Here is a 23037-nt window from a genome sequence, read left to right as displayed (position 1 = left end):
CCTCAGAACCGTCGCGCGGGGGCGATGTGCTCGCCCCGCTCGTAGACCTCGCTCGCCGGTCCCACGATCAGGGGATCCGGTCCGTGCGCTCCGACGACCTCGTCGTCGCGTCCGTCGTACTCGTACAGGCTCAGCACGTGCCGCATGGCCTCGAGCCTCGCCCGCTTCTTGTCGTTGCTCTTCACGACCGTCCACGGAGCGTCGTCCGTGTCGGTCGCGGCGAGCATCGCCTCCTTCGCCGCCGTGTAGTCGTCCCACTTGTCGAGCGAGGCGAGATCCATCGGCGAGAGCTTCCACTGCCGCACCGGGTCGATCATCCGGATCGTGAACCGCGTACGCTGCTCCTCCGCCGACACCGAGAACCACAGCTTGACGAGGTCGATGCCGTCGCCGGCGAGCATGCTCTCGAAGAGCGGCGTCTGCCGGATGAACTCGTCGTACTGCTCCGGGGTGCAGAACCCCATCACGCGCTCGACTCCGGCGCGGTTGTACCAGGAGCGGTCGAACAGCACGATCTCGCCCGCGGCGGGCAGGTGCGAGACGTAGCGCTGGAAGTACCACTGCGTCGCCTCCCGCTCGGTCGGCTTCTCGAGAGCCACGACCCGGGCCCCGCGCGGGTTCAGGTGCTCGGTGAACCGCTTGATCGTGCCGCCCTTGCCGGCGGCGTCGCGCCCCTCGAAGACCACGACGAGCCGGCGTCCGTGCTTCTTGATCCAGTTCTGCAGCTTGAGCAGCTCGATCTGCAGCAGCCGCTTGCCCGCCTCGTACTCCTCGCGCGACATCCGCTCGTCGTAGGGGTAGCCCTCGCGCCAGGTGTCGATGCGCGTGCCGTCGCGGTGCAGCAGCACGGGATCGTCGTCGTCCTCGTCGAGCACGACGAGGTCTCGGGCGTCGTCGGGGGTCAGGGCGCGGAGGAGCTCGGGGTCGACGCGAGCGGTCTCGGAGGCGGCGGTCACGCGCCGACGGTAGACGCCTCCGGCGACGCGGGAGTGAACGGCCGGTGTCCTGGTGCGCCGTCCGGGCCGGACGTACCCTCGTCGCATGTGCCGGAACATCCACACGCTCCACAACTTCGAGCCCGCCGCGACCGACGACGAAGTGCACGCCGCCGCCCTCCAGTACGTGCGCAAGATCAGCGGCACGACGAAGCCGTCGAAGGCGAACCAGGAGGCGTTCGACCGCGCCGTCGCCGACATCGCGCACATCACGGGGCACCTCCTCGAGGACCTCGTGACGGCCGTGCCGCCGAAGGACCGCGAGGTCGAGGCGGCGAAGGCGCGCGAGCGCTCGGCGAAGCGGTTCGCGTCCGCCTGAGCCTCAGGCCGTGAAGGCGGCGGGCGGCAGGTCCGTCTCGCCGGCTTCGACCGCGTCCACGATGCGGGTCGCGACGGCGTCCGGAGCGAGACCAGCCCCGAACCGCGGTGCCTCGCCCGCGAGAGGATGCTGCGACAGCTCGGTCTCGGTGTGACCCGGCCGCGCGTCGATCAGCAGCACTCCCGCCTTCTTGTACTCGCGTGCCGACGCCGTCACGAACGAGTGCAGTGCCGCCTTGGAGGCGGAGTATGCGGCGAGGCCGGCCGTGGGCGCCTCGGCGACGACTCCGCTGATCGTGACCGCGAACGGCTCGCGGCCCTCGGAGGCCGAGGCCGCCAGAGGAGCGAAAGCGGCGGTCAGCACACGGATCGGCGCCAGAACGTTCACCTCCATGAGCTCCTCGAGGACGGTCTCGTCCAGCTCGGCCGAGGGCCCGAAGGCGACGACGCCCGCCGCGATCACGACGCCGTCGAGCCGCCCGTGGCGCTCGAGCGCCTCGGCGATCAGCCGAGCGGGTGCGTCCTCCCCGCGGAGATCGGCGACCAGCGGCTGCTCCCCGAGGGCCGCGTCGTCCCGTCCGCTGCGGAGGACGCGGGCGCCGCGGGCCTCCAGCTCGTCGGCGAGCAGCCGGCCGAGCCCTCCCGAGGCACCGAGGACCAGGATGACCGCGTCGTCGAATCTGCTCATGCCCGGAGCCTAGCCAGCGGATCTGGCGCAGATCGGCACTTCCGCGACCGTCTCCCGCGCCCCTAGCCTTGTCGCCATGCCTCGACCCGAGACCAGTACTGTGCTGCGCACCCTCGTCGAGATCCTCGAGGACCCGGCGCCGATCAACCCCGGCCACGCCCAGCACGTCTCGGAGCTGATCCACGAGGTCCTGGCCGAGGACGCGCCGACCGGAGGCAGCCCCCTGCCCCTCGCCGCCCTCGCCCTCGAGGACCCGTCGGTGGAGGATCCCGCGCTGTGAGCGCGACGGCGGCTTCTCCTCGACGGCATCTCAGCCGATCAGATAGGCGAAGCCGCGCCCGGTCGCGGCGACCTGCCTGACGAAGACGACCGCCCGGTGCAGGAAGTCGAGCACGTACTCGTCCTCCTTCCCGGCGCCTGATTCCGAGGTCAGCTCGTCCTGAAGCGCCACTAGGTCCGCCGCGATGAGGGGGACCTCGTCAGGTGTGATCGCTCGCGACCACGAGATCCAGCCGAGGTCGACCGGCGTGACTCGACCTTCGAACATGCGATGACTCGGACGAGCAATGGAGTGTGCGCTCGCCGGTGCTGTCAGGGCCTGCAGGGCGGACCAGGCCTTGTCCAGGTAGAGCATCTCGGACTTCGGCACCGATTGGACGGGGTCGGTGACAGCGGACATCGCGCCCGGCGGGAGACCCCACGCATCGGCGAGGGGATCGGCGGAGATGACGCTCCGAGGATCGGCGAGGGCCGACTCGGTCGCGTCCGCGTCGAAGGTGTAGGCGTAATAGCGGATTCCCATGCGACGAGCGTGCAGTGCTCGGTCGGCGGACTGTGAACGACGAGACGGTTCTGTGGAGGATCCGGTCATCGGGTCCCCCCGGGAGGACGTGAGTTCCCGCCCGTGTCCGACCTCATCGGTAGACTTTCCGGGCTGAGACGAAGGGGGCTCCGGTGCAGCAGGACTCGACGGCCGCGGCCGGCTGGTACGCCGACGGCGACGGCACGCTGCGCTGGTGGGACGGCGAGCGCTGGACCGATGCACGGAAGTCCGCCACCGACGGAGCCTCGCCTCGCGTCCTCGACGGCGCTCCGGCTCACTACCGGCTCCCGAACGCCGACGGCGCCGCCACCGTCGACGTCGTCGGCGAGTCCGACCGCCTCGAGGAGATCGCCGCCGTGCTCGGACGGACCCTGAAGAAGGACGAGCGCCACGAGCAGCGGATCGACGTCCAGCTCGTTCCCGAGTCGGACCGCCCCGGCGACCCGACCGCCGTCTCCGTGCGGGCCGCGGGCCGGGTCATCGGCTACCTGCCCGACTCCGCCGCCTACCAGCCCCGGCTGGCGCGCATCACCGCCAGCGGAGTGGTGCCGACCACGGCTGGGCAGCTGACCGCGACGCGGACGAGCCGCGGACTGCGCGCCTCCGTCCGCCTCGCCCTCGTCGACGCCGAGCTGATCGCCCCCGCGAACACGCCGCCGCCGACGCCCTACTCGCTCATCCCCTGGGGCCGCGGCCTCCAGGTTCTCCGCGAGGACGAGCACTTCGCGCAGCTCGTCGACGTCCTGCCCGGCGGCGGACGCGGCCTCGTGATCGTGACTCTCCATCCGCTCGACGACCGCATCGAGATCCGACTCGACGGCTCCCGCGTCGGCGAGCTCTCCCCCGCCGTCTCGCAGCAGTTCGCGCCGACCGTCCGGCACCTGCAGAGCCTCGGCCTGACCGCCGCCGCCCACGCCGCCCTCCGCAGCTCCCCGCTCCAGGCGGAGCTGACCCTGCAGGCCGCGCGCGCCTCCGAGCTGCCGGAGCACTGGGTCGACGGCCCGCCGGTCGTGCTGCCCCCGCTGGTGCCGGTGGCCGCGTTGTACGACCTGCCCGCCGCGTATGTGAAACCGCTGCGACCCACGCCGCTGACCTCGGAGGAGGCCGCCCGCGCGACGCGTCGGCTGGTCGCCTGGATCGTCGTCGGCACGTCCGTCCTGGTCGGTCTCTCGAGCTGGTTCATCGGGGACGTCCTGAACTGAGGGCGGCTCGTCGCTGTTCGCGAGGCTCCTCGGAAGCGGACCGCGCGCGTTGCGCCGCGACTCGGGGGTCGACCGACCGGCTGGCTACGCTGGTCTCATGCGCTCCGGGGAGGGGGTGCCGGACGAGGGGGCTCTTGGGTGGACGGATCAGAGGCGACCGACTGGATCTCGGCTCTCGCGACGATCGGAGCCCTCGGCGCAGCCGTCTGGGCGGTCGTCGTCTCCCGCCGACTCCATCGCGTCGAGACGGACCGCGATGCGGTCTCGGCGGAGCGGGCGAAGCGCGAGCAGGCATCCGGGATCGCCGCCTGGTGCGTCGGCAGGTCCGCGGAGGACGAGCGACAGCGCCGCGGACTGCTCCTGCACAACAGCTCGGACGCCCCGGTGTTCGAGGTCGAGGTGAACAGCACCTACGCACCGCGCAAGTCGCACGAGCCTCAGCGGTTGGCTCCGCTCCGACTCGCGATCCTGCCTCCCGGCGACTACGTCGTCTTCGGCGACACCACATACCCCTGGACCCTGCCCGTCGAGCGGACCGCCCGATCGGAGGAGGCCGTCCCCATCATGAACAACCCGGGCTGGACCGTCACCGAGATGTCCTTCCGCGACGCCCACGGCCTCCGTTGGCGCCGGACGGGCGGCTCGCTGCACGAGGTCACGACCACGTCGTGAGGGCAACGATGCCCGGCCGCAGGTTCGGTCGGGCCGACGGCCTCGATGCCGAGACGAGCGAGCCGGTTCAGCCCCGACTCTGTCCCCCGGTCTCCTCGAGCATGCCGAGCGCCACGGCATCGTCGTGCTGATGTCGGCGGAGGACGCCCGCGCGACCCGCCGACTGGTCGCCTCGATCGTCGTCGGCACGCACCTCCTGGTCGCCCAGTCGAGCTTCATCCTCGCCGACGTTCTGCACCGAGTGAGATCACGTTGCACCGAGTGAGCTCACGCGTCCGGATCCGGCGATCAGCCGAGCGCATGCGTCCAGCTGCCGAGCTTCCCGGCGCTCTCCTCCGCGGGCACCGCTCCAGTGGCGACGCCGATCACGAGGTCGTACGCCTCATCGTCCGGCGCGTCGAGATCGAGCCCGTTCAGCCCGAGGAAGACCACGGCCGAGAGCCAGCCGAGCCGCTTGTTCCCGTCGACCAGCGGATGGTTGCGGACGATCGACTCGAGGAGTACCGCTGCCTTCAGATGGATGCCCGGGTAGGCCTCGCGGCCGTAGAGCGAGGACTGCGGTCGGTGAGCGGCGGAGTCGAGGAGTCCGAGATCGCGCACCGACGCTACTCCGAGGTCCTCGGCGATCGCGAGCAGATCCTCGAGTCCGAGGTAGCGCACTACTGGGCGAGCCGGTCGAGCAGCGCCGCGTACCGCTCGCGCCCGCGGGACGAGAGCTCGGCGACATCTGCCCGCTGCACTCGGCGATCCGCCGCCTCGAGGATCGCGCGCACCGTCGCCTCCTGCTTGCTGATGCCCTGCGAGTCGGCGAGAGCCGCGAGGGCGCGCTCCTGCTCGTCGGTCAGCCTCAGTGTCATCGCCATGCGTCGATGATACCAGCGTGATACCACGCCGCACTCAGCAGCCCGCTGCGGATGCCGTCGCCGCGCCCACACTCCGGCTCGTGGATACAGCTCCGGCTCGCAAGAATCCTCGGATTCTGCGAGCCGAAAGCGGTTCGACGAGCCGGAGCCCGACTACACGTTGAAGCGGAACTCCACTTCGGTACGTCGTCATGCAACACTTGGCCCATGACCCGCGCCGCCCTGTACCTCCGCATCAGCCTCGACCAGACCGGTGAGGGTCTCGGTGTGCAGCGCCAGCGCGAGGATGGCGAGAGGATCGCAGCAGCACGAAAGTGGACCATCGTCGAGACCTACATCGACAACAGCATCTCGGCATCGAAGCGCACTGTCCGGCGCCCCGAGTACGACCGCATGGTGCAGGACTTCGAAGCAGGGCGCTTCGACGCGTTGATCGTCTGGGACCTCGACCGCCTCACCCGACAGCCGAGGCAGCTCGAAGACTGGATCGACGCAGCCGAGGAGCGCGGGCTCCTCATCGTCACGAGCAACGGCGAAGCCGACCTCTCTACCGACGGAGGGCGCATGTACGCCCGAGTCAAGGCGGCAGTGGCCCGAGGCGAGATCGAGCGCACCAGCGCCCGCCAGACTCGCGCGAGCCTCCAGCGATCCGAGCAGGGGAAGCTGCCCCGCGGTGTTCGGCTGACCGGCTACAGCACCCGCGGTGAGGTCATCGAGGAGGAGGCCACCGTCGTGCGCAGGATCTTCTCCTCCTTCAACTCGGGCGACTCCATCAAGGGAATCGCGGACGCGCTCACCGCCGAGGGCGTCTCTCCTCGGCACAGCAGCTCGACCTGGCACAGCAGCTCGGTGCGGACCATCCTGACGAATGCCGCCTATGCGGGCCACGTCGTCTACCGGGGCGCCCGTACGGGGCAGAAGGGGACCTGGACTCCCCTCGTCTCGGAGGCAGCCTTCGACGCGGCACAGCGCCGCCTGGAGGACCCCCGCCGCAAGCTCAACCGCGAGGGCACCGCACGTAAGCACCTCGGCTCAGGACTGTTCATCTGTGGTGAGTGCAAGCGGCCTCTTCAGAGCAACGGGCCGAGGTACTGGTGCCGTCTCGGCGGGCACATCACTCGCTCCATGGCCCCCATCGACCAGCACGTCCGAAACATCATCTCCGAGCGTCTCAGCCAGCCAGACGCAGCCTCTCTCTTCGTCACCACCGATGACCATGCAGCACGTGGCCTGGATGCTGAGGTCGAGGCCCTCCGAGGACGTCTCGCAACCATCGAGGACGACTACGACTCGGGCACCATCGACGGGCGCAGGTACGGCGTTGCCAGCGCCAAGGTCACGGCTAAGCTCGAAGACGCCGAGAGGCGTCGAGCAGCTCTTCTGGAGGATGACACCCTCCGCAGCATCCTCGGCACGCAGAGCCCAGCCGAAGCCTTCCTGACGGCACCACTAGATGTGCAGCGTGCCATCATCGCCGCACTCGTCTTCGTGAGGATCCTGCCCGCACCGCAGGGGCGGCGGGGCTTCGACCCGAGCACAGTCATGGTCCTCTGGCGTCGCACTCGCTTCGACCAGGACCCCGAGCACGGCACGCCCGTCATCACCGAGGAGGCACAGCGGGTGCTGGAGTCGCTCTCCTCGTGAAGGGTGTATGTGCTAGTGACACCCTTCCCTCTCGGTACAGAGCTTGATACAATGGACCCGAGTCCGTGAGAAGACCACAAGGCCCCCGGAAGCTGTTCTCCTTCAGCACCGGGGGCCTTCTTCATGCCTCAGAACAAGATTCGAGGGCGAAAAGAAGAATCTTGGACATAAGCGGTTGACATATGACAACTCCTCTCTGGGAAAGAGCCCTGAGAAGCACTCCTCATCAGCACTCATGCCTTGTATGGGTCTTGACCAGGTGGATATGATCCTTCTAGTAGTTCTAGCGAGCCCCAGGGCTCTCTGTTCTAGAAGTTCTAGTACGACCGCCTCAGGGCGGGAGAGCTTCTAGAAAGTTCTAGTGGGCCACCTCTGTGCCCGTCTTCTCACACTCACGAAAGTCTTCTCACCATGCCTCGTCTTGCCTCACCCGCTCAGGTGCAGCTCGTGTCCGATCTCGTCGTGCAGCTCGGGTTCATCCCGAACACGGACGAGGCCATCAGTGCCTTCAAGGAGCACGCCAACACTCAGGAGCGCAAGGCTCCCGGCAGTGTGGCGAAGTCCATCGACAAGCACATGGCTACTCGCAAGGCTCGTCGCCTCGTCGCCACTCCCGCGCAGATGACTACGCTCCGTGCTCAGGAGAAGAAGCTGAAGGTGTCCACTCCCCTCAGCGGTGCCGACCTGGACATCGAGAAGGCGAACCAGGCCATCAAGAAGTACCAGGCCAGGCTGGACGCACAGCCCGCAGGTGCCCCTGTAACGGGCGGGAAGACCAACGAGCAGCACAAGTCTGAGTTCGATGCCCTGCGCCAGCAGAAGGCCACTCAGTCCAGTGCCAAGAGCATCCCTGAGCTGTACGCGGCGCTGAACATTCCGACTCCCGAGGAAAAGATCGAAGCCGAGAAGATGAAGCGCGGCTACCTGCCCGACGACAACGTGTCGGACTTCGACGAAGAGGACATGTCCGAGTTCCTCTACGGCTCTCTCGACTAGACTGAGACCATGACCGCGCCGTACTCCTTCCGCCTGATCTTCAGGCTGGATGAGGTGCACCGTCGCTACATGATGTACCTGGATCAGGTGACCAAGGACGAGGATGCTGCACTCCGTCGTGAGCTTCAGCTCTTCGAATGCTTGTCCAAGATGGAGATGCTGCACAAGCAGCTTGGCGAGCAGCTAGCACGAGAGCGTAGTCAGGTCACTCTCTCGGCATAAAAGTAGAAATGCAGGGCCCTTGTACTAGGAATGGTATAAGGGTCCTTCTCCTGTTAAGCTTCAGGCATGTCTTCTCCTCGTCTCTCACAGCTCGCCGCTACTGCCGCGAATGCCCGCGCCAACCGCCTTCTCTTCACTGCACTCAACATCCACGATGAGGCAGAGAAGAATCAGAAGATCGAAGATGCTGCCATCGATCTCATCCTCGAACACGGGGCCAAGCTCATCCACCTGAAGATGAGTCCCAAGCAGATCGAGGCCTCTCTCGCCCACGGTGCCAAGCTCGCGCAGCCGGACGAGGAAGCGACCTCTCTCCTCGCAGCCGCAGTCAGTGGAGTCAAGCGCGGACTGGGCAAGTAGTACCCACTCATGTCCAGGCACCACACCCAGCAGCAGTGGTCGAAGCACAGCCCCAAGCTGAGGGCCATGATCGCTCCCTCACTCCCGAGGCTGTGCATCAACGGGTGTGGCAAGCCAGTCCTTCGCTCGGACAAGTGGCACGTCGGCCACATCGTTGGAGCTGAGCACGGTGGTAAGCCCGTGCTCTCGAACGTGGGACCAGCGCACGCCAAGTGCAACACCAGTGACGGTGGCAAGAGAGGCGCAGCCATCACGAACGCAGCTCGACGCAAGAGCCACATCCGACACGGGAATTGGTAGACGATGCCGCTCGAACTCGCATCAACTCGAACTTCTTTTGACACATCGTCCGTACCCTCGCCCGCCGTCAGCACAACTTCTATCTACTGGCCCGGATCGAGCTGGGAAGAGTGGCGAGACAGCGGGATTGCGCCCCTTCATCAGTCGGCTCTGTCGGATTCAGCCGAGGGTCGAGCGCAGTTCGAAGAGGGAGCACGCCTGACCGGTGTGGGCACCATCCGCGGGATGGATGTGCTCTATCCGCAGCAGCTCAGATTGGCGGATGTCTGCAACAACGTGGACAGCAACTTCATCGGCATCCTCCAGCCGAGGCGCTCCGCCAAGACCTCCAGCCTCCTCGCACTCGCGATGGGGCGGTGCTCGATGATCGACGACTACAGGGTCGCCTACGTCATGCTCACGACCGGCAAGAAGGCTCGGGACCGGTTCAACGATGGACTCGTGAAGCCGCTAGAGCGCGTGTACCCGGATCCCAAGTCATCGCCCGTGAAAATCTATCGAGGGTCCGGCATGGAGAAGCTCGACTTCACCAACGGCTCCATCCTCCAGATCCTCTCTCCGAACGGTGCGGCATTCCGTTCCGAGAGCTACGACCTCATCATTCTTGATGAGGGTGGAGAGGCCGACGAGGAGATGGGTGACGACGTGCTCGCTGGAGCGCTGAGCACGATGGACACCCGCCCGGATGCACAGATCATCGTGGCAGGCACCGCGGGCACTTTCCGGAAGGGACAGATCCTCTACGAGGCTCTCCTCTCAGGACGGGCTGGGAAGGCACGTGCGGGCATCCTGGAGTACGCAGCGCCAGAGACGACTACGGATGCGGATCTCCAGGATGAGGACGGAGAGAAGTGCTGGCAGAAGGCACGTCCTCTCGTGGAGAGGTCTCACCCCGGTGTCGGCTTCCTCACCCGCATCGAGGTCGTGGAAGAGCGCTTCGAGAAGCTGAAGCTCTCGCAGTTCAAGGAGGAATATCTCAGCATCTTCGGAGACATCGGCACGGCATCCGGCGCCCTCGACTTCGACACCTGGACCACCCTCGGCACCGATGAGGAAGCAGACATCCCCAAGCGCTTCACCATGGCCGCAGCGGTGCATCCGGACCAGACCTTCACGGCTATCGCCATCGCGTGGCGGGTCAATGGAGTGGCGCACATCGCAGTGCGTGAGCACCGCCCCGGCGTGGCCTGGCTTGGACAGTCGGTCAAGGCGAACTACCTGGCGACGAAGATGGCCACCGCCGTCGATAGTCAGGGCCCTATCACTGTCGAGACGGAGGCCATGCTCCGCATGCGCCCCAAGCCCAAGCTCATCGTGCAGACCATGCACAACATCACCACCGCCGCAGCTCTCCTGGCCAAGGAGGTCGAGACCAAGAATCTCGTCCACTACAAAGATGACGTGCTCGATTCCGCCGTCCGAGTCGCTGGCAAGCGGAACATCGGTGACCGAGGCAAGTGGGCCTTCTCCCGCGGTGATTCTCCCGAGAACGACATCACGGCTCTCGAAGCAGCGGCAATGGCTCTTCGCCAGTACGACACCATGCCGACTGGCCCCGCTCGAAAGATGATTGTTGTAGGTGGATGACCATGGCCCGACTTGACCGCAGTTCCGAGACCATCGTCGTCTACTGCCCCTACTGCCCTCAGTACACGAGGCTCTTCATGAAGATCGATGAGTTCGCCGCTCACCGTGAGGCTTGTGCTCATGAGAACGCCCACCACCCGGAATCGAAGTCGGCAAAGAATGCACGTCGCTTCTTCGAGAAGAAGGCCGCTTGATTCATACCTAAGTCTCCACACTTGTACATGTGGGACTTCTTTCGGCATTCAAGCGTGACAGCATCAGCTCTGTCGTCGCTTCACCGAAGCCTCTTCTGTCTCCGTGGGCTGACGCTTCGCATCTCGAACAGGTCGCCTTCTCCGAGCTGATCGGTCCCGTCAACGGTGAGCTTCCCGTTACCCGGGCTCTTGCCATGAGCATCCCGGCTGTGGCCGCAGCTCGTCGGCTCCTCATCTCGAAGATCGCGGGACGTCCGCTCCGTGCTCTGAATGCCGATGGCTCTCTCGTCGCGAATCAGCCGACGTGGCTCTATCGGTCGAATTCAACTTCTGGCATCTCTCCGTGGCACCGCATGGCGGCGACCATCGACGACATCCTGTTCTACGGCTGGAGCCTCTGGGCGACCGAGCGCGGAGCGGATGGCCTTCTTCTCGACGCCGTACGAGTCCCGATGGACGAATGGACCACCGACCAGGACGGCCACATCCTCGTGCACGGGGAGATCGTCAAGGACGACAAGAGCGTCATCCTCATCCCGGGTGACGGCTCGTCTCTCCTGGCCGACAATGCCGACGCTCTCCGCTCCGCTAGAAACATGGAGCAGACGTGGAGCAGCCGCGTGCGCTCTCCCATCCCGCTCCTCGAAGTGCACGACCTCAGCGAAGAGGGCATGAGTCAGCCCGAGGCCGAGGAGTACGTCAAGAACGTCGCCAAGGCTCGACAGAACCCCGACGGTCAGGCGGTCATCTACACGCCGTCCACCATTCAGCTCATCACCCATGGCGAGAAGGCCACCGACCTCTTCGTCTCCGGACGCAATGAGAGCCGCCTGGACATCGCCGGGATCCTTGGTCTCCCGGCCTCCCAGATTGACGCCTCGCAGGCTCAGGCCTCCCTGACCTATGCGACTCAGCAGAGCGAGCAGGACGCGCTCACAGACCGCCTCAGCGCCTGGACCGAGCCCATCGAGGCCCGCCTGAGTCTCGACGACGTAGTGCCCCGTGGCACGCACGTGGCCTTCGAGTTCAGCGCCTCCACGCTCTCCACCGGCACTCCCCGAGAGGACTAGCCATGACCATCGCCAAGATCGAAGCAGGCACGCTGAAGGCCAACGCAGAGGCCCGTGTCGTCTCGGGTCTCCTCTTGCCCTTCGGTGAGGTCGGCACGACCAACCTCGGCAAGTTCAGCATCGCCAAGGGGGCCATCACGATCCCCGAGGACGTAGAGGTCCTGAACGCCAACGTGCAGCACGACTCCGAGTCTCCGGTCGGTCGGTTCCTGTCCGCCGTCGAGACCGACTCCGGCATCGTCGCCAGCTTCTCCGTGGGCAAGAACCCGGAGGGCGACACGCTCCTCGCAGAGATCGCGGACGGCTCCCGCTCGAAGCTCTCCGCCGAGGTCAAGAACATCGTCCTTCGCGCCGGTGTGGCCGTCTCTGGAGTCCTCTTCGGCGCCGCCTTCGTCACCGAGGGTGCGTTCCCGAGCGCAGCGCTCATGGCGGCAGACGTAGGCGGGGAGCCCGTGACGACCGAGGAGAAGTTCTCGGACGAGTACACGGACGCCGACGGCAAGACCTTCCTCCGTCAGGGCACCCGCAAGACCGTCATCGACGGCGACAAGACCACCATCACCGAGGTCATCGAACTGACCGAACCCAAGCCGGACGACGCTCCGGAGAACGAGGAGACCGACGTGTCTGCCACTGTCCCGAGCACCCTCCAGGCTGGCGCCCCCAAGCCCGCCGAGAAGATCGACGCCAACTCCCTCTTCGCCGCCGTCATCGCGGCCAAGGACTCGACCGACCCGTCGCTCCTCGCGGCGCTCGCGGATATCAAGTACGACAGCGCCGGTGCTCCCGGACTCACGGTCGCTCAGCCCGCGTTCGTCGGTGAGCTGTGGGCTGGTCGTGGCTTCCAGCGCAAGGTGATTCCCCTGCTGTCTAGCGGGACCCTGACGGGCCTGAAGTTCACCGGCTGGCGTTGGAACGTCAAGCCCGAGGTCGGCGTCTGGACGGGTAACAAGAGCGAGCTTCCGACCAACACCCCGACGGTCACCCCGTACACCGGCACCGCTCAGCGCTTCGCCGGAGCGTGGGACATCGCCCGCGAGTACACCGACTTCAACACCCCGGAGAACGCGGAGTTCATCGCCTCGCTGACCCGGGCCATGGTCGACAGCTACGCCATCAAGTCCGATGCCTACGCGCTCGCGCAGATCCTCTCCAGCGCGACCACCGCGGTCCTCGGCACGGGCGTCCCGGCCACGGTCAACCCCGGCATCGCCAAGCTCGTGCGCGGTTCGCTCCGTGTCATCGCCGCCGACGCCACGCCGTCCTTCGCCCTCGTCGCGCCCGACGTGTACGAGCAGATCCTCTGGACCCCGGAGCAGGCGGGGCTGAAGTTCCTCAGCCAGGCCATGGGTCTGGAGGAGGGACAGATCGAGTCCTTCAAGGTCGTCCCGCACACCGGCCTTGCGGCGGGTCAGGCGCTCGTGGGTGCCAAGGAGGCGGCGACCGCGCTGGAGCTGGGCACGACCCCGATCCGCGTCTCGGCTGTCGACCTCGCCAAGGGTGGCTACGACGAGGCCGTGCACGGCTACATCGGCGTCAAGATCGACCTCCCCGGCGCGCTCCAGCTCGTCACCAACAACGCCTAGCCGGCCCCGCACCACCGACCCAGAAAGGAGCGAGCGCGATGCACTACACAGTCAATGACATCCCGGCCGAGGTGCTCGTGCTCGCTCCTGAGCGGGACGGTGAGCCGCTGGACCTGGAGCCCTTCGATGGGGCTGAGGTCACCCTCCTGGACCCGGCTTACACGCCCGTCCAGACGTCGGGCTTCGTCGCCTCCGTCGACCAGGACAGCATCACGCTCGAATGGCCCGAGGAGGCCGTGCTGACCTCTCCCGGGGTCTGGCGCATCGTCCCTGTGCTCGTGTCCCAGAACGGCCCCAGGCTCTCCCTGAGCCCGGTTCCCGTCGTGGTGGAGCAGCTCTCCGGCTGGCACTCCCTGGCCTCGGCAAGGGCCTCTGAGTGGGCCGACGCGCCCCTCGATGACGTGCAGCTCTGGACCGTTCTCGAGGCCGCTCGTGAGCAGTGCGAGGAGTTCGCTCCCGCCTACTCCGGACCGGTCCCCATCCGCTACCGGCAGGCGCAGCTTGTCCAGGCACGGGCGCTCTGGCAGTCGGTCAAGTCGAACGGTCAGAGCCAGATCGGTGGAGAGGGCTTCGCGGTCACCGTCTTCCCGATGGATTGGTCCGTCAAGAAGCTCCTCCGCCCGCTCCGAGGAAGGCCGGTCGTCACATGAGCACCGTGCGTGCGCAGCTCTCCGACCTTCTGAAGCCGCTCCTGCCCAAGGGCTGGGTCATCATCCCCGAGCAGCGGGACCCGGGCGTCATCACCAAGACGACCGTGCTCCTGAAGCAGGACAAGATCTCGAAGCTCCCGGCGTCGCCCATCGGCTCGCTCCAGACGAGCTTCATCCTCACCATCGTCACCCCGCACATCGACACCACTCGGGCCGAGGACGACCTCGACGACTCGGTGCTCGAACTCACCACGGCTCTCGACTCCCTCAACGGGGTCGATTGGACCGAGGCGCAGAAGGTCGGCGCAGGCGAGTACCTGGGCTACGACATCTCCCTTTCGATCATCACCAAGAAGGACTGATCCCCATGGCCAACATCGCAGCCACCCCGTTCGTGCTCCGGAACCTCGTGCTCCGCGTCGCCGCCGACAACTTCGAGAAGAGCGTCTCGGGCGTCACCTTCACCCCGGCGACCTCCAGCGTCACCTGGCAGGGCGGCACCCCCGACGCCTCCTACACGATGCCCGGTACGACCACCTGGAGCGTCACGATCGATTACGCGCAGGACTGGGCAGCGGCCACCAGCCTCAGCCGCCTGCTGTTCGACAACGACGGTGTGGTCAAGAACATCCAGTTCATCCCCATCAACGGCGGACCGGGCTTCAAGGCCGACGTCATCCTCGTCCCCGGTCCCATCGGTGGCGCGGTCGGTGCAGCCGCAGCGGCCAGCGTCACGCTCGGTGTGCAGGGCAAGCCCACCGCCATCACCGCCGTCACGCCGTAGTCGTGTTCCGGATCGACGTCTTCGGATCCCGGGAGTTGCAGGCCGCGCTCCTGGGTGTCCGAGGCGCCGAGAAGGCAGTGCAGGCGAACATCCGCAAGGCGACCAAGGCCATTGGCATGCCCGAGTGGAAGAAGGCCGTGGCCGAGCAGGCGGAGACCCGGCTCGAACACCGAGTCCTCGTCGACACGGCACGGCTCTCCGTCTCCAACCAGAACGTGCGCCTCAGCTCAGCGAGCGTTGGCCGTGCTCTCTCCGGTGGGCTGAAGCCGAGCGAGTCCTACGCCGCGGTCGAGTTCGGTGCTAACCGTCAGGCCAAGAACACCTACACGGCGACCTCCTCGAAGGGGAAGACCTACTCGGTCACCCGGCGCACAAGAGCGCAGCTCCGGCCTCAGCGTCGGAAGGGCTACGCCGTGTACCCGGCAGCTCAGCGGATGATTCCGCGCTTCGCCGCCTTGTGGGTCCAGGTCGTAGTGAAGACATTCCACGACGCAATCGAAGGGAAGTGATCTCGTGGCCAAGGGCATCAGCATCGACATCCTCGCCAACACGCGAGACTTCCAGCGTGGCGTGAAGGACGTAGCCCGAGGGCTCGACGACACCGCCGACAGCCTCAACGACCTCACCCGCGACGCGGACCGCTCAGGCCGTGGCATCGGGGACGGGCTCTCCGACGGTGTGCAGGACGGCACCCGGGATGCCGAGCGCTCGGTCGACCGGCTGACCGACGCCATCGACGACAGCGCCAGGGACGCGGACCGCACCGGTCGCAAGATCGGGGACGGACTCTCCGACGGCGTGAAGGACGGGACCAAGGACAGCGAGCGCGCGGTCGAGAAGCTCGAAACGACGTTCCGCGACATGGCCGATAAGGTCAAGCGCGAGTCCAAGTCAGCGGGCTCCAGCCTCGGAGATGAAGTCAAGCGCGGTGCGAACGATGCGTCCGACGGTCTGAAGGAGGTTGGCGACGAGGCAGCCTCGACGGCCAAGGAAGCCGCCGCCAGCTTCGACGGATCCGCACAGTCAATCGGAGACGCCTTCCAGGAGGTCGCCGCCAACGCCTTCGCTGGCTTCGGTCCTGCCGGTCTTGCCGCTGGTGTCGCCGCCGCAGCAGGTATCGGCTTCGTCATCGCGAAGCTGGAGGAGGGTGGAGAGGACTCCGAGGCCTTCCGTCAGAAGATCGCAGACCTGACCTCCGAGCTGATCGAGGTGGGCAACGAGGGAGGCCCGAGCCTCGACTACCTCGTGTCGAAGTTGCAGGAGATGGCAGCCGCCACCGACGAGGGTGGAGAGTCGCTCTCCGAGCTGTACAAGCTCTCCGACTCCGCCGCCTCCGGCTTCGACAAGATCGCTCAGGCCTACGCGGGGAACACCGAGGGCCTCGATGAGCTGATCGAGAAGGAGAAGGACCACAAGCGCGCGCTGGAGGACGAAGCCGCCGCCATCGACACGACCAAGGAGACGAGCTACGGCGCCGCCCTGAGCCGTGCTGAGGACTCGCAGCTCATCGTTGACGGCCTGAAGAAGGCACGCACCGCCGCTCAGGAGGCGCAGCTCGCAGAGGACGCCTACATCGCCGCAGGCGGTCCCGAGCTGGAGGCCAAGGCCGAGCGCACGGCGACCTACGCCGACTCGATCCAGGAAGAGCTGGCCGATGTCGGGGAGTCCTGGGAGAAGTACCGCGACGCCGAGACAGGTGCCATCGACCTCGCCGCGTACACGACCGCTCTCGAAGAGCGCGTGACGGCCATGGCCAACTACCGCTCCAACATGAGCACGCTGCACGGTGAGATCTCGGACGACGCCTACAACTACCTCGTCTCCATGGGTGCCGACGCTGCACCCCTCATTGAGGCCTACGTGAAGGCGCCGCTGGCGCAGAAGCAGAAGACCGCGGAGGTGTGGGGAACGCTCGGTCGCACGGGCGGACAGAACTACAACTCCGAGCTTCAGAAGGAGATCCCGGACCGAATCACCGGGCCCGCGGTCGGAGTCACGGTCGACTCCAGCGCTTACGACCGATTCGTCTTCGGCATTCCCAAGCGCATCGGCGGACCGGCAATCACCATGCGAGTCAAGGAGGAGCGCTACTAATGGCCACTCTCATTCATCAGCTCGGGATGAGCGCGAATGTCGCCGCGCTCGAAGCCTCGTCTATCCAGTGGAATGTCGACACTCGGACCATCGTGCACGAGCTTCTCGGCAGCATCTCGCCGGACTTCACCTTCCGCCCGCGTGGCCTTCGTCGGGGCACCCTCACCTACATCCTCCCCGACAAGGAGTCTGCCGACACGGCCATGTCGATTCACACTCAGCCGGGTCGCATCGTCGTGGATGAGCCCGGTGTGGTGAACCTTCGTTATCGGGCAGTGGGAGAACTCCGTCTCGCTCAGGATCCGGTGTCTCGGAAGGCCTGGATCCTCACCACTGATTTCGTTGAGGTGTACGCCACATGATCTCGCAGGACATCGTTAGCGCGGCGCTCATCAGCTCGAATGGCACTCGGCTGGCCGAGCTTCCCATCATCGCCGGTTCCCTGACTCTGGACGAGCGGAACGTCCCCTTCGTGGAGGCTGACCTCACCATCCCGCTCCCTGACTTCGACACCCTCCGGCTCCTGGACCCCCGGACACTTCAGCGCGTGCGGATCGAGATCACGAAGCGGTTCGACGGCGGTGAGCCGCTCTCCATTGCCGTGCTGACATCCCGGTACCGCGGGCGTGGGCTGGCCGGAATGTCGCAGGACTACGCCCCCTCGAAGCAGATTGCTGTGCTCAGCGAGTCGCTCATCAACCGGTGGAACGGACCGAACCCTCCCGAGGACCAGACCCTCTACACCGACCTTTATCTCATGGAGGCGGAGGCCGACTACCAGCGCGACGAGATGACCCTCGTGCTGGCCGGTGAAGAGGCTCTCCTGATGCAGGACGCCAGCTCGGGACAGACGCCCTACGCACCCGGGAATGAGTTCCTCGGCACGATTGTCAGCTACGTGCTTCAGAACACGGTTGGCAGGGTGCTCCTCTCGGAAGACCTCCCTTACCCGAAGGTCGACCCCGAGGCGTCGGTCTGGGAGGCCGGAGTGACGGCATGGGACTACCTGAAGCCGATGGTCGAAGCGGCCGGAAAGCAGCTCTGGTGCGATCACCTGGGCTACTGGCATCTGAAGTCGCAGAACGTCGGCCCGCGCACGCACTCTTTCGAACGAGAGAATGTGACCTCGATGTCCGACGTCCGGAGTCGCCTGAATACCTGGGGTGACGCGGTGATCGTCAAGTACTCCTGGGACGATGCGAACGGAGACGCACAGACCCGGATCGACTATGCGAAGTCCGTTCCCGATCCGACCAAGCCGAGAGTCTTCGAACGAGAGTCGCCTTACCCGGGTCCTGGCGCGGCATCGACTCTTCTTCGATTCGTGCGCACTCGTGGTCAGGATGTCAGGCTGACCGCCGTTTCGGACTACACGGTTTATCCTGGGGATAGTGTGAATCTGCGCCTTCCCGATGGCACTCGACTCACGAAGGTCGTGGCTTCAGTCTCCTACTCATTCGACTCCGATGAGATGACTGTCGTTACCCGCGACGCAATCGCAGAAGGCGAGACCCTCTAATGCCCGGATTCTACGACGAGGATGGCGCCTACGTCTTCGCAGAGGATGACCTTGCCGCACCCGATAGCAAGTTCTCTTCGCTCCTGAACAAGGGCCTCCAGAGCATCAAGGCCGTCGCCAAGATTCCGGGTCCCGCAGGCCCCCGAGGGCTCGCCGGTCCGGCTGGTGCCGCTGGCCCTGCTGGCCCCGCTGGTGCGTCGGTGCAGATCTTCGAGCACGGCTCCAACGCGAACATGATTCGTCCGGCCACCGCTGGCCCGGTCATCTGGGTGGGCACCGTCGATCCCGTCGGACGCATCAACGGTGATCTCTGGCTCACGCCTACCTCTGCCCCCACGCCGGAGATTCCGTCCGGCTTCATTCACCGCTTCGAGGCTGTCGACATCACCTCCGCCGACGGCACGACCGCGACGACCTGGCCCAACCGTGTCGCCGGTGCACCCGCCTTCACCGCCACTGGTGGCGTGATCTTCCAGAACACGAATGGTCTTAAGTCTTTCGTGTTCGACGGCACGAACGGACGGATGGACGCCGCAATCGCGACCGTCCCGCAGGCGTACACGAAGCTCATCCTGGCCCGCTACGTGACCGCAGCAGCGTCCAAGGTGCTGGTCGGTGGCTCGTCCGGCAGCAACAACATCGCGAGCACGAGCACCTCCAAGATTTCGATGACGAACGGCACCACGCTCTCCCACACGGCCACCGTCGATACCGCATGGCACCTCTTCACCGCGGTCTCGGATGGCGCTTCGTCTCAGATTTGGGTGGATGACGTGACCCTCGGCGGTGCCGCAGGAGCGAGCGGTCAGATCGAGCTTCGCCTCGCCGCCAACGGTGGACTCACCAGCTTCGCCAACGTCAAGATCGCCGCAGTCTTCGTCTACCCGCGCTCCCTGACGCCCTCAGAGGTCGCAGCCGTCAGGGCCTACGCCAAGGTTGCCTACCCGGGAACGATCTCCTGATGGCCGGGTACACGGGCGAGTTCTCGGGCCTCCGTATTCGGACCTCCGGAGGATGGACGACGGTCGGCGGCATCACGCCCAAGGTCGTCCCGCCCGCACCGCTGGCGCAGTGGAACTTCACCGAGTCCGCAGCGCCGTTCCGCTCGACGGCGGGAGACCTCCCGCTCTCTCAGGCTGGACCCGGCACGGCTACCCGTGTCACGACCCCCTTCGGCACCGGGATCAACTTCTCGGGCAACAGCTTCCTGCGCCTCGCCAAGGAGAACGTCGGACGGCTCAACATCGGGCTGACCGGCAACGCCGTCACCGTCGCCGCATGGGTCAACCTCACCGACACCAACGCGGGCTTCGTCGGCGGGTGCTGGCAGGAGGACAACGACGACCCCCGCCGCAGCTATGGCCTCTTCTACGACCTGAACACATACGGCGGCGACGAGAAGAGCAACTTCCACATCTCGAAGGATGGTCGCCCCACTCCCGGCTACCCCTTCTCCCGCGACTACGCCGCCAGCAAGCAGAGCTTCACCCGAGGCGCCTGGCAGCTCCACGTGGGCACCTACGACGGTGCGCAGGCCATCTCCTACCTGAACGGTGTGGCGGAGCGCTACCCGACCTACACCGATGGGCTCGGGAACACTTACTCCAAGAACCCCTACGTCTTCACGGCGGGCCTCAACTCGACCCCGTGCGACTTCACCGTCGGTGCCGTCGAGCTGACTGCCGGACCGGGTAACTACGTCATCGGCTCCATCGCTCGCCTGAGGGTCTGGGATCGAGCGCTGACCCCGCAAGAGGTCGCAGCCCTCTACTCCGCGGAGGTGCCCTCGTGAAGATCATCAAGGCAGCACGTGGCCGGGTCACAGGCCACTTCGGAGCGACGAACGTTCCCGGCTCGAACGTGCCCTCCCACCTCGGCACCGACATCGGCCACGGCGACCAGACGGAAGAGGACCTCAGGGTCAACGCGCCCGCCGCGGGCAAGGTCATCGCCGTGGGCAAGCAAGGCACCTACGGCCTCCGCGTCCTCATCGACCACGGCAACCGCTACGAGTCCCTCCTGGCCCACCTGAGCGCCGTACACGTCGCCGTGGGGGAGAACGTCGCGGAGGGCCAGCACATCGCTCGGATGGGCAACAGCGGCGGCAACTGGCCCGTGCACCTCCACCAGGAGCTTCGGCTTAACGGCGTGTTCCTCAACCCCGAGAAGTACTTCTACAACCCCACCGCAGAGAGTGAAGACGACATGTTCAGCGAAGAAGACCGAGCCCTCCTCGCGCGCATCGAGAAGCGCCTCGACGCCCTCGAAGGGGCCGAGCGCGACGCCGACAAGGACCGAGAGAACATCGGCGCGCACATCACCCGCGAGGTTGACCGGATCGCGGGGGTGCTGAACAAGATCATCACCCGCGAGGGCAAGGGCGCCCGCGCCTACGTCGCCACCGACAACGGCGAGTGCATCGTCGTCTCCACCCTCGGCAAGTGGTGGCTCCCGATCGCTACCGAGGGCGCCGAGGGGACCGTCAACATCCTGGAGGACCGCGGCTGGTGCCAGCCCTGGGCCGACCGTAAGAAGCTCGACCGCCCCGCGTTCGATCAGGCCATGCGGTTCTACGACCGCCTCAACACCGGCGCGTTCCACCTGGAGGTGACCCTGTGAACAAGAACGTCATGTTCCTCGCCTTCTCGCTCCTGGGAGGAGTGGGCATCGTGGGGACCTTCATCCTCCAGATCCACCGTCCGGACGCCTCCGCCACCTTCACAGCGTTCGTAGCCACCATTCTCGGGCTCACGGTCACGGCGGCGGTGACGTTCTACGGCCTGGGCAAGGTCAACGAGAAGCTCGACGAGGTGAAGACCCAGACGAACGGCACGCTCTCCAAGCGCGACGAGAAGATCGCGGAGCAGGAGGCCGAGCTGATCGAGCTTCGTGCCGCCGTCGCACGCAAGCAGGGGCAGCACTCCGCGAGCTGAATACCCTTACTCCGAGTAAGGGAATGAGGGGGTGTCCAAAGTTTGGACACCCCTTCGCTCACCAGGCTCCTCCGCCTCCAGTGGGCCACACACCCGGTCGGAACTTGACCGAGTATCGTCCTCCGACCAGGAGTGAGATGTGCACCTCGATGCACCGATCCTCGCTGTCAGCTAGCAGGAACGGCTGATCGAACTCGAAGTGCCACGTCTCCGGACCGCCCGTGATGTCCGCGCCAGTTGCTCTGGCGTACTCGTCGTTGTCCAACTTGGCGGTGAAGTACTGGCGACCACCGCCCACGTTGTCTCGTCGCGGGGCGATGCGTCCGAAGCCCGGGATGGCGATCCATCCGGTGCCTTCTGCGCTCTGCCATTCATCGCTCATGTGCGTTCTCCACTTCTACTTCTGGCCAGAGGTTGCTTGGAAGCGGAACTCCACCACGTCGCCGTCCTGCATCACGTAGTCCTTGCCCTCGATGCGGGCCTTGCCCTTCGAGCGGGCCTCGGCGATCGACCCGGTCTCGACGAGGTCGTCGAACGAGATGATCTCGGCCTTGATGAAGCCCTTCTGGAAGTCGGTGTGGATCACGCCGGCCGCCTGCGGAGCGGTCCAGCCCTTCCCGATCGTCCAGGCGCGCGTCTCCTTCGGGCCCGCCGTGAGGTAGGTCTGCAGGCCCAGCGTGTCGAAGCCGATGCGCGCGAGCTGGTTCAGGCCCGACTCCGTCTGGCCGGTCGACTCGAGCATCTCGGCGGCGTCGGCCTCGTCGAGGTCGATCAGCTCGGACTCGATCTTCGCGTCGAGGAAGATCGCCTGCGCCGGAGCGACCAGCGCCGACAGCTCGGACTTCCGGGCGTCGTCCGTCAGCACGGCCTCGTCGACGTTGAAGACGTAGATGAAGGGCTTCGCGGTCAGGAGCCCGAGCTCGCGGATCGGCTCGAGGTCGATCGTGGTCGCCGACAGCGGCTTGCCGGAGTCGAGGAACTCGCGCGCCTTCTTCGCGGTCTCGAGCACGATCGGCTCGATCTTCTTGCCCTTGAGCTCCTTCTCGTAGCGCGCCTCGGCCTTCTCGAGGGTCTGCAGGTCGGCGAGGATCAGCTCGGTGTTGATGGTCTCCATGTCGCTGGCGGCGTCGACCTTGCCGTCGACGTGCACGACGTCCGAGTCCTCGAAGCCGCGGATGACCTGCGCGATGGCGTCGGCCTCGCGGATGTTGGCGAGGAACTTGTTGCCGAGCCCCTCCCCCTCGGAGGCGCCGCGGACGATGCCGGCGATGTCGACGAAGGAGACGGGAGCGGGCAGGATGCGCTCCGAGCCGAAGATCCCGGCGAGCACCTCCAGTCGCGGGTCGGGCAGGTTCACGACTCCGACGTTGGGCTCGATCGTCGCGAACGGGTAGTTCGCCGCGAGCACCGTGTTCTTGGTCAGTGCGTTGAAGAGCGTCGACTTGCCGACGTTGGGGAGACCGACGATTGCGATAGTGAGAGCCACGGGCATCCATCCTACGGCGTGGCGGCGCAGGCCCCCGCGTGCCTTTCCCGG

At 66.1% G+C, this 23037-nt stretch carries 32 protein-coding genes; 25 read left to right on the top strand and 7 right to left on the bottom strand.

Annotated features, from left to right (window positions below; translation table 11 throughout):
- Window positions 1–2: 2 nt before the first annotated feature.
- Window positions 3–905 (bottom strand): polyphosphate kinase 2, encoded by a 903-nt coding sequence (ppk2, locus tag ASF48_RS07080; protein WP_055789111.1) that lies wholly within the window; start codon window positions 903–905, stop codon window positions 3–5.
- Between the two features lie 136 nt (window positions 906–1041).
- Between ppk2 and ASF48_RS07075 the strand changes: the two genes are divergently transcribed.
- The gene (locus tag ASF48_RS07075) at window positions 1042–1314 is read left to right on the top strand and encodes a DUF2277 domain-containing protein (protein WP_055788443.1); all 273 of its coding nucleotides are present in this window, start codon (window positions 1042–1044) and stop codon (window positions 1312–1314) included.
- A gap of 3 nt (window positions 1315–1317) precedes the next feature.
- Here ASF48_RS07075 and ASF48_RS07070 read toward each other — a convergent pair whose 3' ends face one another.
- Window positions 1318–2001: an SDR family NAD(P)-dependent oxidoreductase gene (locus tag ASF48_RS07070; protein WP_200930973.1), complete on the bottom strand. Its 684-nt coding sequence runs from the start codon at window positions 1999–2001 to the stop codon at window positions 1318–1320.
- 76 nt (window positions 2002–2077) lie between these two features.
- On the opposite strand from ASF48_RS07070, the gene ASF48_RS07065 reads away from it, so the two are divergent.
- Entirely contained in the window at window positions 2078–2281 is a 204-nt protein-coding gene (locus tag ASF48_RS07065; protein WP_157603077.1) for a hypothetical protein, read from the top strand.
- Between the two features lie 30 nt (window positions 2282–2311).
- Here ASF48_RS07065 and ASF48_RS07060 read toward each other — a convergent pair whose 3' ends face one another.
- The gene (locus ASF48_RS07060; protein ID WP_055788437.1) at window positions 2312–2803 is read right to left on the bottom strand and encodes a hypothetical protein; all 492 of its coding nucleotides are present in this window, start codon (window positions 2801–2803) and stop codon (window positions 2312–2314) included.
- 152 nt (window positions 2804–2955) lie between these two features.
- On the opposite strand from ASF48_RS07060, the gene ASF48_RS07055 reads away from it, so the two are divergent.
- The 3 genes from ASF48_RS07055 (at window position 2956) to ASF48_RS20020 (ending at window position 4963) form a co-directional block, all read left to right on the top strand.
- Window positions 2956–4026 (top strand): DUF2510 domain-containing protein, encoded by a 1071-nt coding sequence (locus ASF48_RS07055; RefSeq protein ID WP_055788435.1) that lies wholly within the window; start codon window positions 2956–2958, stop codon window positions 4024–4026.
- Window positions 4027–4164: 138 nt separating this feature from the next.
- Window positions 4165–4698 carry a hypothetical protein gene (locus ASF48_RS07050; RefSeq protein WP_055788432.1) on the top strand — a complete coding sequence of 178 codons (534 nt, stop codon included), beginning with the start codon at window positions 4165–4167 and terminating at the stop codon, window positions 4696–4698.
- 130 nt (window positions 4699–4828) lie between these two features.
- On the top strand, window positions 4829–4963 hold the full coding sequence (locus tag ASF48_RS20020; RefSeq protein WP_268788501.1) for a hypothetical protein: 135 nt from the start codon (window positions 4829–4831) through the stop codon (window positions 4961–4963).
- 23 nt (window positions 4964–4986) lie between these two features.
- On the opposite strand, the gene ASF48_RS07045 is transcribed toward ASF48_RS20020, so the two are convergent.
- Window positions 4987–5358, bottom strand: a complete 372-nt coding sequence (locus ASF48_RS07045) for a type II toxin-antitoxin system death-on-curing family toxin (protein WP_055788429.1) — start codon at window positions 5356–5358, stop codon at window positions 4987–4989.
- Window positions 5358–5561 (bottom strand): hypothetical protein, encoded by a 204-nt coding sequence (locus ASF48_RS07040; RefSeq protein ID WP_055788426.1) that lies wholly within the window; start codon window positions 5559–5561, stop codon window positions 5358–5360. Before ASF48_RS07040 ends, ASF48_RS07045 begins: the two co-directional genes overlap by 1 nt.
- A gap of 207 nt (window positions 5562–5768) precedes the next feature.
- Between ASF48_RS07040 and ASF48_RS07035 the strand changes: the two genes are divergently transcribed.
- The 20 genes from ASF48_RS07035 to ASF48_RS06945 all read left to right on the top strand — a co-directional run bounded on the left by ASF48_RS07035 (window position 5769) and on the right by ASF48_RS06945 (window position 21500).
- Entirely contained in the window at window positions 5769–7205 is a 1437-nt protein-coding gene (locus ASF48_RS07035) for a recombinase family protein (protein WP_082481047.1), read from the top strand.
- 447 nt (window positions 7206–7652) lie between these two features.
- Entirely contained in the window at window positions 7653–8201 is a 549-nt protein-coding gene (locus ASF48_RS07030; protein ID WP_157603076.1) for a hypothetical protein, read from the top strand.
- A 9-nt stretch (window positions 8202–8210) separates the two neighbouring features.
- Window positions 8211–8423, top strand: a complete 213-nt coding sequence (locus ASF48_RS07025) for a hypothetical protein (protein ID WP_055788421.1) — start codon at window positions 8211–8213, stop codon at window positions 8421–8423.
- Window positions 8424–8489: 66 nt separating this feature from the next.
- On the top strand, window positions 8490–8783 hold the full coding sequence (locus tag ASF48_RS19335; RefSeq protein ID WP_157603075.1) for a hypothetical protein: 294 nt from the start codon (window positions 8490–8492) through the stop codon (window positions 8781–8783).
- 9 nt (window positions 8784–8792) lie between these two features.
- On the top strand, window positions 8793–9083 hold the full coding sequence (locus ASF48_RS20095; protein WP_082481045.1) for an HNH endonuclease: 291 nt from the start codon (window positions 8793–8795) through the stop codon (window positions 9081–9083).
- A 207-nt stretch (window positions 9084–9290) separates the two neighbouring features.
- Window positions 9291–10670, top strand: coding sequence for a hypothetical protein (locus tag ASF48_RS07015; protein WP_055788416.1), 1380 nt, complete (start codon window positions 9291–9293; stop codon window positions 10668–10670).
- Window positions 10671–10672: 2 nt separating this feature from the next.
- On the top strand, window positions 10673–10864 hold the full coding sequence (locus ASF48_RS07010) for a hypothetical protein (RefSeq protein WP_055788414.1): 192 nt from the start codon (window positions 10673–10675) through the stop codon (window positions 10862–10864).
- Between the two features lie 29 nt (window positions 10865–10893).
- The gene (locus tag ASF48_RS07005) at window positions 10894–11934 is read left to right on the top strand and encodes a phage portal protein (protein ID WP_157603074.1); all 1041 of its coding nucleotides are present in this window, start codon (window positions 10894–10896) and stop codon (window positions 11932–11934) included.
- 2 nt (window positions 11935–11936) lie between these two features.
- Window positions 11937–13520: a hypothetical protein gene (locus tag ASF48_RS07000; RefSeq protein ID WP_055788408.1), complete on the top strand. Its 1584-nt coding sequence runs from the start codon at window positions 11937–11939 to the stop codon at window positions 13518–13520.
- Window positions 13521–13558: 38 nt separating this feature from the next.
- The gene (locus ASF48_RS06995; RefSeq protein ID WP_055788405.1) at window positions 13559–14170 is read left to right on the top strand and encodes a hypothetical protein; all 612 of its coding nucleotides are present in this window, start codon (window positions 13559–13561) and stop codon (window positions 14168–14170) included.
- Complete coding sequence (locus ASF48_RS06990) at window positions 14167–14532, top strand: hypothetical protein (protein ID WP_055788402.1); 366 nt, start codon at window positions 14167–14169, stop codon at window positions 14530–14532. Before ASF48_RS06995 ends, ASF48_RS06990 begins: the two co-directional genes overlap by 4 nt.
- Before the next feature lie 5 nt (window positions 14533–14537).
- Window positions 14538–14954, top strand: coding sequence for a hypothetical protein (locus ASF48_RS06985; RefSeq protein ID WP_055788399.1), 417 nt, complete (start codon window positions 14538–14540; stop codon window positions 14952–14954).
- A gap of 2 nt (window positions 14955–14956) precedes the next feature.
- A complete protein-coding gene (locus ASF48_RS06980) occupies window positions 14957–15463 on the top strand; it encodes a hypothetical protein (protein ID WP_055788396.1) in 507 nt (168 codons plus the stop codon).
- Between the two features lie 4 nt (window positions 15464–15467).
- Window positions 15468–17048, top strand: a complete 1581-nt coding sequence (locus ASF48_RS06975; protein ID WP_055788394.1) for a hypothetical protein — start codon at window positions 15468–15470, stop codon at window positions 17046–17048.
- Window positions 17048–17410, top strand: a complete 363-nt coding sequence (locus tag ASF48_RS06970) for a hypothetical protein (protein WP_055788392.1) — start codon at window positions 17048–17050, stop codon at window positions 17408–17410. Before ASF48_RS06975 ends, ASF48_RS06970 begins: the two co-directional genes overlap by 1 nt.
- A complete protein-coding gene (locus ASF48_RS06965) occupies window positions 17407–18567 on the top strand; it encodes a hypothetical protein (RefSeq protein ID WP_055788389.1) in 1161 nt (386 codons plus the stop codon). Before ASF48_RS06970 ends, ASF48_RS06965 begins: the two co-directional genes overlap by 4 nt.
- Window positions 18567–19529 (top strand): hypothetical protein, encoded by a 963-nt coding sequence (locus ASF48_RS19770; protein ID WP_200930972.1) that lies wholly within the window; start codon window positions 18567–18569, stop codon window positions 19527–19529. The genes ASF48_RS06965 and ASF48_RS19770 overlap by 1 nt, the downstream gene beginning before the upstream one ends.
- Entirely contained in the window at window positions 19529–20359 is an 831-nt protein-coding gene (locus tag ASF48_RS06955; RefSeq protein ID WP_055788383.1) for a LamG-like jellyroll fold domain-containing protein, read from the top strand. The genes ASF48_RS19770 and ASF48_RS06955 overlap by 1 nt, the downstream gene beginning before the upstream one ends.
- A complete protein-coding gene (locus tag ASF48_RS06950; protein ID WP_055788380.1) occupies window positions 20356–21186 on the top strand; it encodes a M23 family metallopeptidase in 831 nt (276 codons plus the stop codon). Before ASF48_RS06955 ends, ASF48_RS06950 begins: the two co-directional genes overlap by 4 nt.
- Window positions 21183–21500 (top strand): hypothetical protein, encoded by a 318-nt coding sequence (locus ASF48_RS06945; RefSeq protein WP_055788377.1) that lies wholly within the window; start codon window positions 21183–21185, stop codon window positions 21498–21500. Before ASF48_RS06950 ends, ASF48_RS06945 begins: the two co-directional genes overlap by 4 nt.
- Window positions 21501–21558: 58 nt before the next feature.
- Here the strand turns inward: ASF48_RS06945 and ASF48_RS06940 are convergent, their stop codons facing one another.
- The gene (locus ASF48_RS06940; protein ID WP_055788373.1) at window positions 21559–21882 is read right to left on the bottom strand and encodes a hypothetical protein; all 324 of its coding nucleotides are present in this window, start codon (window positions 21880–21882) and stop codon (window positions 21559–21561) included.
- Between the two features lie 15 nt (window positions 21883–21897).
- Window positions 21898–22986, bottom strand: coding sequence for a redox-regulated ATPase YchF (ychF, locus tag ASF48_RS06935; RefSeq protein ID WP_055788369.1), 1089 nt, complete (start codon window positions 22984–22986; stop codon window positions 21898–21900).
- Window positions 22987–23037: the final 51 nt, after the last annotated feature.

It is taken from the genome of Rathayibacter sp. Leaf299, from assembly GCF_001423055.1.
Taxonomy (GTDB): domain Bacteria; phylum Actinomycetota; class Actinomycetes; order Actinomycetales; family Microbacteriaceae; genus Rathayibacter; species Rathayibacter caricis.
The sequence above is the reverse complement of the archived record's forward strand: the minus strand, read 5'-3'. Positions and strand labels throughout refer to the sequence as shown.